Below are 12,484 nucleotides of genomic sequence, written 5' to 3'. Positions count from 1 at the left end.
ACGCGGTGACGGATGAGTTGGTTACACCGCGGCCAGCACGGTGGCGGTCACCCGATCGCGCTCGGCCGCCGAGGCCCACGACCCGACCAGGTAGAACGCGTCCACCACGTCGCCGCCGAGGGTCGAGATGCGGGCCGCGCGCACCTCGGCGCCGGCCTCGTCGAGCGCGGTCGCCACCCGGTAAAGCAGCCCGGGCGAGTCGGCCGCGCGCAATTCCAGCACGGCCGCGTCGGTCGCCACGTCCCGCTGCCAGACCACCCGCGGCGAGGCCGTGCCGCCCCGCGCGCTCATCGCCCGGGCCCGCACCCGCTGGGTCACCGACACGTCCCCGGCGGCCACCCGGCGCAGGTCGGCGGCGAGCGCGACCGGATCGTACGGGCTGCCGTAACGAGGCTGGGTGAAGAACTCGACGATGGCCCGCCCGTCGACCGTCGAGGCGTTCGCGCCGACCACGTCGAGCCGGTGCATGGCCAGGCAGGCGGCGACCGCGCCGAGCAGCCCGCGACGGTCGGCGGCGGCCACGGCCAGGCGGTCCCCGTCGAGGTGGACGGCGGGCAGGTCACCTTCGAGCAGCTCGGGGTCGGCGGCCGGGGGTTCCGGCAGCTCCCCCGTGTCGAGCGCGGTGTGCACGCGGTCGACCAGCTCGCTCATCAACCGGCCCTTCCAGTCCGACCAGGCGGCCGGGCCGGTGGCCAGCGAGTCGGCGCGGGCCAGCGCGTGCAGCAGGTCGAGCGTGGTGGCGTCGCCGACCGCCCCGGCCACCGAGGTGATCGTCATCGGGTCGCTCAGGTCGCGGCGGGTCGCCACGTCGGGCAGGAGCAGATGCAACCGTACGAGTTTCTCGATCGTGGCCACGTCGGCCGGCGGCAGCCCGATCCGGGTCGCGATCTCGCCGGCGATCGGGGCGCCGACCACGCTGTGGTCCCCGGGCAGTCCCTTGCCCACGTCGTGCAGGAAGGCGCCGATCAGCAGCAGGTCCGGACGATCCACTTCCCGCGCGTACGCGGTGGCCTCGTACGCGGCCTGCACGAGGTGCCGGTCGAGGGTGAACCGGTGGATCGGGTGGTGCTGGGGCAGGCTGCGCATCCGCGCCCACTCGGGCAGCCACGCGTCGATCAGCCCGTACCGGTCGCACGCCTCCCAGGTGGGCAGCAGGCCGGCGCCCGAGCCGAGCAGCGAGACGAGGGCCGCGCGGGCCGCGGGCGGCCACGGGTTGGGCAGCGGCGGCGAGAACGAGGCCAGCCATTCGCAGGTGGCGCGGGCGATGGGCAGCTGCACGACGGCGGCCGCGGCGGCGACGCGCAGGGACAGGCTGGGGTCGGGCTTCGGTCCGATGGCGGTGCGGGCGAGCACCAGCTCGCCGTCTTGTTCGACCACGTCCCGCGCGACCGGCCGGCGGGTTCCCACTCCGGCGGGCACACCCCGGCGGCGTCCGCTGCGGAGCCGGTCGGCGGCCCGCCAGGCGTCGTCGAGAGCGTGGGCCACCGTACGGGCGTCGCCCGCGACCCGGCGCAGCAGCGCGTCCCCGTCGTCGAGCTCCAGCAATTCGGCCACGGCGGCGCGCTCCTGGGCGACCAGCCGGTCGACGCGCCGCCCGACCGCCAGGTGCAGGGCGTCGCGGATGTCGAGTTGGCGCAGGTTCGCGGCCCGGACGGCCGGGCGCATGGTGTCGGCCACCCCGGCGCGCCCGATCGCGCGCAGCAGGGTCACGTCGCGCAGCCCGCCCGCCGCCTCTTTGAGGTCGCCCTCGAGCAGGAACGCGAGCTCGCCGTGGCTGGCCCAGCGGGCTGTGGTCAGTTCCTTGAGCGCCGGCAGCAGCCGCACGGCGGTCCGGCGCCACTGGTCGCCCGCGGCCGCGACGAGCTCGGCGGTCAGGTTCGCGTCGCCGGCCACGTGGCGGGCGTCGAGCAGGCCGAGGGAGACCTTGACGTCGTCGTGCGCGACCGACAGCGCCTCCGGCAGCGTGCGCACGGAGTGGTCGAGGCCGAGCCGGGCGTCCCAGATCGGATACCAGAGCGAGGCGGCGATCCGGTCGATGCCGGCCGCGCCGTTGTGCAGAAGAACGAGGTCGAGGTCGCTGTAGGGGGCGCAGTCGCGCCGGCCCAGCCCGCCCACCGCGACCAGGCTGACCCCGGGCACGTGCTTGGGGAACATCTCGCGCAGCCAGGTGTCGAGCGCCGCGGCCCGGTCCTGCCGGGCGGCGGCGCCGATGTGTTCACGAAGTTTGTCCAGCGAGCCACCAACCGGCACCTGCGGCGGGGTCGGCGGCTCGCTGGACATGGTAGGCATCAGCTATTTCGGTATCGTGTCGATCGAATCAGAGCGCGTCGAGGCCGCGCTCGCCGGTGCGGACCCGGATGACGTCGTCGACCGACGTGACCCAGACCTTGCCGTCGCCGATCTTGCCGGTCTTGGCCGCGGTGACGACAGCGTCGACGATCTTCTCGACGTCGATCTCGTCCGTCACCACTTCCACCTTGATCTTGGGCAGGAACTCCACCGTGTACTCGGCGCCCCGATACACCTCGGTGTGGCCCTTCTGCCGGCCGTAGCCCTGTACCTCGCTCACGGTCAGGCCGGTCACGCCGAGCGCGTGCAGAGCCTCCTTCACCGCGTCGAGCTGGTACGGCTTGATGACCGCGGTCACCAGCTTCATGCTCAGTCCTTCCATCGGTGCAGTCATAGGACTATCTAACCGGCGACCTTCTGGCTGACGTCAGCCTTACCGTCAGCGTCCACCGCGGAGTTCGGCTTGAGACCGGCCATGGCGAACGCGCCGCCACCACCGGAACCGCCGGCCGGGGTGATGTCGTAGCCCGACTCGCCGTGGTCGCTGATGTCGATGCCGCCGACCTCGGCGTCCTCGCTGACCCGGCCGAGCTTGACGGCCTTGAGGATCAGGGCGAGAACACCCGCGATGACGAACGAGTAGACCGTGACGGCCAGGCTGCCGACGAACTGGCGGCCGAGCTGGGTCGCGCCGCCACCGTAGAACAGGCCCTCGGACGCACCGAGCACGTCGGTGATCGCGCCGTTGACCTGGGTGGTGGCGAAGAGGCCGATGAACAGCGAGCCGATCCAGCCGCCGACGAAGTGGACGCCGACGACGTCGAGCGAGTCGTCGTAGCCGAAGCGGTACTTCAGGCCGACAGCCAGCGCGCAGACCACACCGGCGATGAGGCCGAGCAGCACGGCGGGCAGCGGGGCGATGAACCCGCAGGCCGGGGTGATGGCGACCAGACCGGCGATCGCACCGGAGGAGCCACCGACCAGCGTGGGCTTGCGGTCGCGGATCCACTCGACCACGAGCCAGCCGACCACGGCGGCCGCGGTGGCGAGCTGGGTGTTGACGAAGGCGACCGCGGTGGTGCTGTCGACGGTGAGCTCGGAGCCGGCGTTGAAGCCGAACCAGCCGAACCACAGCAGACCGGCGCCGAGGGCGACGAACGGCACGTTGTGCGGGCGCATGTTCTCTCGCGGCCAGCCGATGCGCTTGCCGAGCACGAGCGCCAGGGCGAGAGCCGCCGCACCGGCGTTGATGTGCACCGCGGTGCCACCGGCGAAGTCGAGCGCCTTGAGCTGAGCGCCGATCCAGCCACCGCCCCAGACCCAGTGGGCCACGGGCACGTAGACGATGGTGAACCAGCCGAACGCGAAGAGGATCCAGCCGCCGAACTTGAAGCGGTCGGACACGGCCCCACTGATCAGGGCCACGGTGATGATCGCGAACATCATCTGGAAGGCCATGAAGACGTACGTGGGGATGCCGGTCTCGCCCCACATGTCGCCGACCCAGCTGGTGGAGGTTCCGGCGTAACCCCAGTTACCGATGATCTTGTTGATGCCCTCGGAGCCGTTCGCGCTGAATGAGAGCGAGAAGCCGTAGACGGCCCAGAGAATCGAGATGAGGCCGATGGCGGAGAAGCTCATCAGCATCATGTTCAGAACGCCCTTGGACCGGTTGAGGCCACCGTAGAACAGCGCCAGACCCGGAGTCATGAGCAATACGAGCGCAGACGACAGGAGCAACCAGGCGGTATTGCCGGTGTCGATCTCCACGCTGCCTCCTCTCGGAATGAAGGTGTCTCACACACAGCCATGGGCGGCGTCGCCGGTCGGCCGGTTTCGTGACGAGAGACTTCCGGTCGGAGGTTTCACGCACGGTCTACGCGCGATTTCCGGAACGTGACGGACTGTTTCGTACGTGTGAAGAAAGCCTCACAGTCCGCGCGCAAAACCGGCATGAACTGGGCTAATCGGCGCATCAACTCCGCGGCCGATTGTCAACAGCCGATCACCGAAGCGCGTATTCGAGGGTGTGGCGCTCGTAATCGAGCAGCCTCAGATCACGCATCGGGCGCCGGAGATGGCCCTTGTGAACAATGCGAACGAACGCCGGGTCGCCGGCCGCGGCCATCCGGCGGATGCCCTCGACGTGGTCGACGATCCTCTTGCGGATCATGCGGACGAGCCGGTGCCGGTCGCGCGGGATGAGCCCGTACGCGTCGGCGAACAGCCGCAGCCGGCGCGGGCGGTTGGGGCGCTTCCAGCCGAGCGTGTACGAATCCCGGTCGCTGAACAGCGGCACCCAGGTCCAGGCGGCGTAGGCCACGTCGTAGATGCGCGCGCCCGGCGAGGCCAGGTCGAAGTCGATCAGCGCGAGGGTGCCGTCGGGCCGCCAGACCACGTTGTGCGGCGCGGCGTCGTGATGGCAGATCACCTCGGTGTCGGGCGGGGGCGGCCCGAACGAGCGCCACACCGCGCCCGGCGGCGGCACGAACCCGTACTGCGCGTCGTGGAACATCCGCAGCATCGTGGCCACGGTGACCAGCGCTTCCTCGGTCACCCAGTGCGGGGCCAGGGGGTATTCGCCGCATTCGCCGTCGAGGTAGGACAGCACCTCGCGGCCCTTGTCGTCCATGCCCAGGGCGTGCGGCGAGCCGGTGAAACCGACCCGCTCGAGGTGGTTGAGAAGGCTGTGCACGGCCGGCGTCCACGGCCCGGCGTTGCGCCGCACGGTGTCGCCGACCTTGGAGACGGTGCTGACGTTTCCGCCGTGCAGCGGGATCTCCCGCTCCTGCGTCACCAACACCCTCCCCGCTACTGGATTCTTCTGGTCAACCGGACTGGACTTCCGAGACTACGTGGCGCTGCCAAGCAAAGCGTCGACGAAGGCCGCCGGCTCGAACGGGGCCAGGTCGTCCGGACCCTCGCCCAGGCCCACCAGCTTGACCGGGATTCCCAGCTTGCGCTGGACGGCGATGACGATTCCCCCCTTGGCGGTGCCGTCGAGCTTGGTCAGCACCACACCGGTCACGTCCACCACTTCGGTGAACACGCGGGCCTGCTCGAGACCGTTCTGACCGGTCGTCGCGTCCAGCACGAGCAGGGTCTCGTCGACCGGGCCGTGCTTCTCGACCACGCGCTTGACCTTGCCGAGCTCGTCCATCAGGCCGACCTTGTTCTGCAGCCGGCCCGCCGTGTCGATCACCACGGTGTCCACCCCGGTGTCGATACCCCGCTTCACGGCGTCGAAAGCGACGCTGGCCGGATCTCCCCCTTCCGGGCCACGCACGGTCTCGGCGCCGACCCGCTCGCCCCAGGTCTGGATCTGGTCGGCCGCGGCCGCGCGGAAGGTGTCGGCCGCGCCGAACAGCACCGAACGCCCGTCCGCGATCAGCACCCGGCCGATCTTTCCGCAGGTGGTGGTCTTGCCGGCGCCGTTCACGCCGACCACCAGCATCACCGCGGGACGGCCGTCGTGCGGGGTGGTCTTGAGGGTGCGGTCCATCTCGGGGTCGAGCGCGGCGACCAGTTCCTCGGTCAGCTGCTCCCGGACCTCGGCCACCGTACGCGAGCCGAGCACCCGGACCCGCTCACGCAGACGGGCGACGATGACCTGGGTGGCCTCGACGCCGACGTCCGCGGTGATCAGGCTGTCCTCGATCTCCTCCCAGGCGTCCTCGTCGAGGTGATCGCGGGAGAGCACGGTGAGCAGGCCGCGGCCGAAGATGTTCTGCGAGCGCGAGAGGCGGGCCCGCAGCCGCACCAGGCGACCGGCCGTGGGCTCCGGCCGATCGAGTTCCGGGGCCTCCGGCTCGACGACCTCCGGCTCCCTCTCCAGCAGCGGCGGAAGGCCCTCGTCGGCCTCGGCCGGCACGACCAGCGGGGGTGTCTGGACACCCGGCTCGGCGGCGGAGGGGCGCTCCAGGGTCGTGGTGTCGCCGCCGGTCTCCGACGGCGGAAGCTCACGGCGGCGCATGCGGGGCACGACCAGACCGATCGCGCCGGCCAGCAGGACGACGAGCAGGATGACTGCGGCGACCACGTATTCCATAGCGGAAATCCTGACAGATGTCCGTGGCTCGTGTGGCGTCGGCTGCCCAGTGGCATCCTGCATCACATGTGCAGGAGGATGGGGGCCCCTCATCCCTGCGTGGAGGCTCTCCCATGCGTCACACCCCGGCGGCCGTCCGGTGACCGCTCAGCTGCTGATAGGCCCATTGCTACGCCGTGTCACCGGTGACCGCGCCACCATCTGGGTCGAGACGACGGAACCCGCGTTCGTGCGTGTCGAGGCCGAGGGCGGCGGCGCCGGCTCCACCCCCACCTTCACCGCGTACGGGCATCACTACGCGATCGTGGTCGTCGAGGGCTTGCGTCCCGCCGCGGCCAGCGCCTACCAGGTGTTTCTCGACGATCGCCAGGTCTGGCCGTCGTCGGAGTCGACGTACCCGCCGTCGGTCATCCGCACCCGCCCGGCCGACGACGCCGAGGCTCCCGTACGCATGATCTTCGGGTCCTGCCGCGAGGCGACGCCCCACGCCACCGGTCGCAAGCTGCCGCCGGACGCCCTCGACGCGTACGCGCGCCGGATGATGACCGACCCGCAGGACCCGGAGCTCCGGCCCGACCTGATCGTGCTGCTCGGCGATCAGGTGTACGCCGACAAGACCTCGGCCAAGGTCCGCCGTTTCCTGCGCAAACGCCGCCCGGCCGGCCACGACGGGCCGTCCGACCAGGTCATCACGTTCGACGAATACACCAAGCTCTATCTGGAGTCGTGGCGCGACCCCGAGGTGCGGTGGCTGTTCGCGACCGTGCCGAGCGTGATGATCTTCGACGACCACGAGCTGATCGACGACTGGAACACCTCCGAGTCGTGGCACCGGGAGATGCTCGCGGAGCCCTGGTGGATCGAGCGGATCACCGGCGGCCTCGCGTCGTACTGGGTCTATCAGCACCTGGGCAACATGAGCCCCGACGAGCTGGCCGCCGACCCGCTGTTCCAGAAGGTGACCACGGTCGACGACGCCACCGACCTACTTCAAGACTTCGGCCGTACGGTCGACAGCGGCGAGCAGCCGTACCAGTGGAGCTACTCCCTCGACGTGGGCCGCACCCGCCTGGTCATGCTGGACAACCGCTGCAGCCGCGTGCTCACGCCCGACCGTCGCGAGATGCTGCCCGCCGCCGAATGGAACTGGTTCGTCGACCAGGCCCACGGCGAGTACGACCACCTGGTCGTCGGCTCGTCCCTGCCCTGGCTGATGCCGCCCGCGATCCACTACCTGGAGTCGTGGAACGAGAGCACCGCCGCCTCCCACCGCCCCTGGGTGGCCAACGCGGCCGAAAAGCTGCGCCGCGCGGTCGACCTGGAACACTGGGCCGCCTTCGGCCGCAGCTTCAACGCCCTGGGCGAGCTGTTCCGCCGGCTCGGCGAGGGCGGCACCGGCGCCCCCGGTCACCGGGTCGGTGCGGGCGGCGCCTACGCGGCCCCGGCCACGATCAGCGTCCTGTCCGGTGACGTCCACCACTCGTACGTGGCCGAGGCACACTTCGGCACCCGGATGGCCACCCCGGTCATGCAGCTGACCTGCTCCCCGGTCCACAACCAGGTGCCGGCCTTCATGCGCCCGCTGATGCGGTTCAGCTGGTCCCGGGCGGCCGCCCACGCCGTACGGCAGGTGGCCCGCTCGGCCGGCGTCCGCCGTCCCGCCTGGACGTGGAAGCGCCTGGCCGGCCCGTACTTCGGCAACGCGATCAGCACCCTCGAGCTGAACGGGCCCGGGGCCCTGGTCCGGGTCGAGGGCACCGACAAGGAGGGAGGCCTGTTCGAGGTGGCCGAGGTCGCCTACCCGGATCAGATGTCGAGCGCCTTGCGCAGATAGTCCAGGTGCTCGGGGCCGCTCCAGCGGTACGCGGGCAGGCCGGCCACGCGCGCCCCGCGTACGGCCCGGTCGTCGTCGTCGATGAACAGGACGAGCTTGGCCGGGAATCCGATCAGCTCGCACGCCTTCCCGAAGAACTCGGGCGCCGGCTTGTGGGCCTTGATCTCCCACGAGCTGACCACCACGTCGACCTCGGCGGCCAGGCCCAGAGCGTCCAGGTCGCCGCGGAGGCGGTCGGTGGCGTTGGTGGCCAGGCCGACCTTGCGGCCCGCGGCCCGCACCTCACGCACGAACGCCAGCACCTCGGGGTCGGGCTCGCCGCGGTAGGACTGCCACTGGGCGACCGCCGCCCGGGCCGCCTCGATGTCGAGCGGCAGCCGCGAGGCGACCAGCTCCATCCACTCGGCGTCGGTGATCTCGCCGGCCACCGCGGGACGGTAGATGTCCCACGACATCGCCGTCTCGAGCAGGGCGGCCGGCTTCAACCCGTTCTCCACCTCGACGGTGATCATCGGGGCCGGGTCCCAGCGGCGCAGAACGCCGTCCAGGTCGATGAGCAGGGCCTGGGCGCGTTCGCGCGACATGCGCAACTAGTCCTCCGAATCGTGCTTGAGCCGCTGGCTGATCACCTGGGTCACACCCGCGCGCATCGTGACGCCGTACAGCGCGTCGGCGACTTCCATCGTGCGCTTCTGGTGCGTGATGATCAGCAGCTGGCTCTTTTCCCGCAGCTGTTCGAAGAGCGTAATCAACCGGCCCAGGTTGACGTCGTCGAGGGCCGCCTCGACCTCGTCCATGATGTAGAAGGGCGAGGGGCGGGCCCGGAAGATCGCGCAGAGCATGGCCACCGCGGTCAGCGAGCGCTCCCCGCCGGAGAGCAGCGACAGCCGCTTGATCTTCTTGCCCGGCGGCCGGGCCTCGACCTCGACGCCGGTGGCCAGCATGTCCTCGGGGTCGGTGAGCACCAGCCGGCCCTCGCCGCCCGGGAAGAGCACCTGGAAGACGGCCTCGAATTCGCGGGCCGTGTCCTCGAAGGCCGACGTGAAGACCTCGAGGATCCGGTCGTCGACGTCCTTGACCACGGTCAGCAGGTCCTTGCGGGTGGCCTTGAGATCCTCGAGCTGGTCGGAGAGGAACTTGAACCGCTCCTCCAGCGCCGCGAACTCCTCCAGCGCCAGCGGGTTGACCTTGCCGAGCAGGGCCAGGTCGCGTTCCGCCTTGTTGGCCCGCTTCTCCTGGGTGGGCCGGTGGAACGGCACCGCCTGCGGTTCGGGCTTGCCGTCCTTCTCGGCCAGCGCAACCTCGGCCTGGGTGGGCGGCACCGGCTGCTCCGGGCCGTACTCGGTGATCAGCGTGTCGACGTCGAGCGAGAAGTCCTCGGCCGCCTTGGCCTCGAGCTGCTCGATCCGCAGGCGCTGCTCGGCCCGGGCCACCTCGTCGCGGTGCACCTCGTTGGTGAGCCGCTCGAGCTCGGACACCAGGCGCTTCGCCCCGGCCCGCACCTCCTGCAGCTCGGCCTCGCGCAGCGTGCGCGCCTGGGCCAGCTCGTCGCGGACCTCGATCGCCGCGGCCAGCGACGTCCGTACGCGGGCCAGCGCGCCGGCGGCACCCAGCGCGACCGCCTTGGCGATCTCGGCGCCCCGGGCCCGGGCGGCGCGACGGGCGGCGGCCCGCTCCCGCACCTGCCGTTCGGCGTTGGCCTGGCGCAGCAGCGAGTCGGCCCGGCCGGCGATCGAGGAGACCCGTTCCTCGGCCGTACGGACCGCGAGCCGCACCTCCATCTCGTTCTGCCGGGCCTGCGGCACCAGCGCGGCGAGCCGGTCGCGTTCTTCGGTGGAGGGCTCCTCGTCGATCGGGGTCGCCTCGGCCAGCGCCAGCCGCTCCTCCAGCTCGACCACCCGCATCAGGTCGGCCTCGCGGGCCGACTCCGCTTTCTGCCGCGCGGCCCCGAGGCGCTCGGTCTCGGCCTTGGCCGACCGGGCGGCCGCACCCAGCTCGGCGAGCCGGCGGGCGGCGGCGTTGCGCTCACCCTCGGCCGCGCGCTTGGCCGCGGCCGCGACATTCACGGCCTCCTTGTGCCGGGCCACTTCGGCCCGGGCGTCGGCCAGTTGCTGCTTGAGCTGCCCGATCGACTGCTCGGCGGCGGCCCGGCGGGACGCCGCCTCGTCGACGGCGGCCTGCACCTCGAGATAGCTGGTCCCTTTTCCGGAGCCACCCGCGGCCGCGTACGCGCCCAGGACGTCGCCGTCCGGCGTCACCGCCCGCAACTCGGAGTTGGCGGCGATCAGCGCGACGGCGGCGGCATGATCGGGCACCAGGACGACATCGCGCAGCGACCGGTTCAGGGCGGCGCGGATGCTGTCGGGGCAGCCGATCACGTCCGGCGCCCAGACCGCGCCCTCGGGCAGGACCGGGCGCAGCGTGTCCAGCGATCCCTGCATGCCGGGCCCGGCCGGCGAGGCCACGACCAGCGCGGCCCGCCCGGCGTCGGCGATCTTGAGGGTACGCATGGCCTCGACGGCCTCGTCCACTCCGGAGAGCGCGACGGCGTCGGCCAGCGAACCGAGCGCGGCGGCCAGCGCGGCCTCGTGTCCGGGCTGGACGGTGAGCATCGACGCCAGGCTGCCGAGCAGGCCGGGCACCTCACCGGCCTTGGCCAGCAGCGCGCCCGCGCCGTCCTTGCGCTTGAGCCCGAGGGCCAGGGCCTCCTCGCGAGCCTTCCAGCTGGCCGCGTCCTTCTCGGCCGTACGCTCGGTGTCGGAAAGCTCTTTGACGACCGCGGCGGCCCGGTCGTGCTGGTCGACCGCCTCGGCGTGCCGCTCGTCCAGTTCGGCGTTGCCCCGGTCGGCCTCGGACGACTCGGCGGCGACGGCGTCCACCTCGGCCTGAGCCGCCTCGGCGCGCATCATCGCGTCGGTGTGGGCGGCGGCCAGGCGTTCGATCTCGTCGGTGGCGCCCTCGGTGCGGGCCCGGGCCGCGTTGACGTTGCCGACGAGCTTGGCCAGGCCCTCACGGCGGTCGGCAATGGCCTTGGCCGCCGTACGCAGGGCGCCCTCGGCCGCCGCGAGCTGGCGTTCGAGATCCTGACGGTGCTCGATCGCCTCGGCCAGGCGCATCTGGTCGTCGGTGAGCGCCTCGCGGAGCTCCTCCTCCTGCTCGCGCACCCGCTCCGACTCGGCGACCAGCTGGTCGGGGTCGCGACCGGGCCGCTCCTCGTCGGGGGTGGCCGCCAGGTGGCGGAGCCGTTCGGTGGCGAGCTGCTCGGTCGAGCGGAAGCGCTCCTGCAGGGCGGACAACTTGTACCAGACGTCCTGCGCGGCCTGCAGCAGCGGAGCGTCCTCGGCGTGGGCGAACTCGAGGTCAGCCAGATGCCGCTGGACCTCGCGGTTCTCGTCCTCGACCTGGCCGCGCCGCTCGCGCATCGCCGACTCGTCGGCGATCTCCTTGTCGAGGGTGGTGCGCAGCGTGTGCAGGTCGTCGGCGAGCAGCCGCAGCCGGGCGTCCCGCAGGTCGGCCTGGATGCCGGCCGCGCGCCGGGCCACCTCGGCCTGCTTGCCGAGCGGCTTGAGCTGGCGCCGAAGCTCGGCGGTGAGGTCGGTGAGCCGGTTGAGGTTCACCTGCATCGCGTCCAGCTTGCGGATCGCCTTTTCTTTCCGCTTGCGATGCTTGAGTACGCCCGCGGCCTCCTCGATGAAGGAGCGCCGGTCCTCGGGCTTGGCGTGCAGCATGGCGTCGAGCCGGCCCTGCCCGACGATGATGTGCATCTCACGGCCGATGCCGGAGTCGCTGAGCAGCTCCTGGATGTCGAGCAGCCGGCACGCGTTCCCGTTGATCTCGTACTCGCTGGCGCCGTCCCGGAACATCCGCCGGGTGATCGACACCTCGGTGTACTCGATCGGCAGCGCCCCGTCGTTGTTGTCGATCGTGAGCGTCACCTCGGCCCGGCCCAGCGGCGCCCGGCCGGACGTGCCGGCGAAGATGACGTCCTCCATCTTGCCGCCGCGCAACGCCTTGGCGCCCTGCTCGCCGAGGACCCAGGCGATGGCGTCGACGACGTTGGACTTGCCGGAGCCGTTGGGGCCCACCACACAGGTGATGCCCGGCTCCAGCCGCAGCGTCGTAGCGGAGGCGAAGGACTTGAAGCCCTTGACCGTCAGGCTCTTGAGGTGCACGGATCTCCGAGGGTCGGTCGTGATGTGCTTCGGCGCAGATTACCCCCGGCAAGCGTCACCAGCCGTACCCGCCGCTCCGAGCACCAGGGAAACCGGACAAAAAGGTACACACGGTCACGCCCCGCGCCGGACGTGATCACG

8 protein-coding genes are annotated in these 12,484 nt (G+C 71.4%); 1 reads left to right on the top strand and 7 read right to left on the bottom strand.

What is annotated here, in order from left to right; all coding sequences use genetic code 11:
* Nucleotides 1-21: 21 nt before the first annotated feature.
* From ACZ3I4_RS28800 to ftsY, 5 genes are all read right to left on the bottom strand, one after another.
* On the bottom strand, nucleotides 22-2,289 hold the full coding sequence (locus ACZ3I4_RS28800; RefSeq protein ID WP_465385152.1) for a [protein-PII] uridylyltransferase: 2,268 nt from the start codon (nucleotides 2,287-2,289) through the stop codon (nucleotides 22-24).
* A 28-nt stretch (nucleotides 2,290-2,317) separates the two neighbouring features.
* Complete coding sequence (locus ACZ3I4_RS28795; RefSeq protein WP_166661209.1) at nucleotides 2,318-2,656, bottom strand: P-II family nitrogen regulator; 339 nt, start codon at nucleotides 2,654-2,656, stop codon at nucleotides 2,318-2,320.
* A gap of 35 nt (nucleotides 2,657-2,691) precedes the next feature.
* Nucleotides 2,692-4,059 (bottom strand): ammonium transporter, encoded by a 1,368-nt coding sequence (locus ACZ3I4_RS28790; protein WP_465385151.1) that lies wholly within the window; start codon nucleotides 4,057-4,059, stop codon nucleotides 2,692-2,694.
* 235 nt (nucleotides 4,060-4,294) lie between these two features.
* Nucleotides 4,295-5,092: a phosphotransferase gene (locus tag ACZ3I4_RS28785; protein ID WP_465385150.1), complete on the bottom strand. Its 798-nt coding sequence runs from the start codon at nucleotides 5,090-5,092 to the stop codon at nucleotides 4,295-4,297.
* A gap of 48 nt (nucleotides 5,093-5,140) precedes the next feature.
* On the bottom strand, nucleotides 5,141-6,337 hold the full coding sequence (ftsY, locus tag ACZ3I4_RS28780) for a signal recognition particle-docking protein FtsY (RefSeq protein ID WP_465385149.1): 1,197 nt from the start codon (nucleotides 6,335-6,337) through the stop codon (nucleotides 5,141-5,143).
* 139 nt (nucleotides 6,338-6,476) lie between these two features.
* On the opposite strand from ftsY, the gene ACZ3I4_RS28775 reads away from it, so the two are divergent.
* Nucleotides 6,477-8,171, top strand: a complete 1,695-nt coding sequence (locus ACZ3I4_RS28775; RefSeq protein ID WP_465385148.1) for an alkaline phosphatase D family protein — start codon at nucleotides 6,477-6,479, stop codon at nucleotides 8,169-8,171.
* On the opposite strand, the gene ACZ3I4_RS28770 is transcribed toward ACZ3I4_RS28775, so the two are convergent.
* Entirely contained in the window at nucleotides 8,144-8,755 is a 612-nt protein-coding gene (locus ACZ3I4_RS28770; RefSeq protein WP_465385147.1) for an HAD family hydrolase, read from the bottom strand. The two genes, ACZ3I4_RS28775 and ACZ3I4_RS28770, sit on opposite strands and share 28 nt — an antisense overlap.
* A 6-nt stretch (nucleotides 8,756-8,761) precedes the next feature.
* A complete protein-coding gene (smc, locus tag ACZ3I4_RS28765) occupies nucleotides 8,762-12,343 on the bottom strand; it encodes a chromosome segregation protein SMC (RefSeq protein WP_465385146.1) in 3,582 nt (1,193 codons plus the stop codon).
* Nucleotides 12,344-12,484 lie beyond the last annotated feature (141 nt).

This window comes from Actinoplanes sp. NPDC021490 (genome assembly GCF_055562135.1).
The sequence above is the reverse complement of the archived record's forward strand: the minus strand, read 5'-3'. Positions and strand labels throughout refer to the sequence as shown.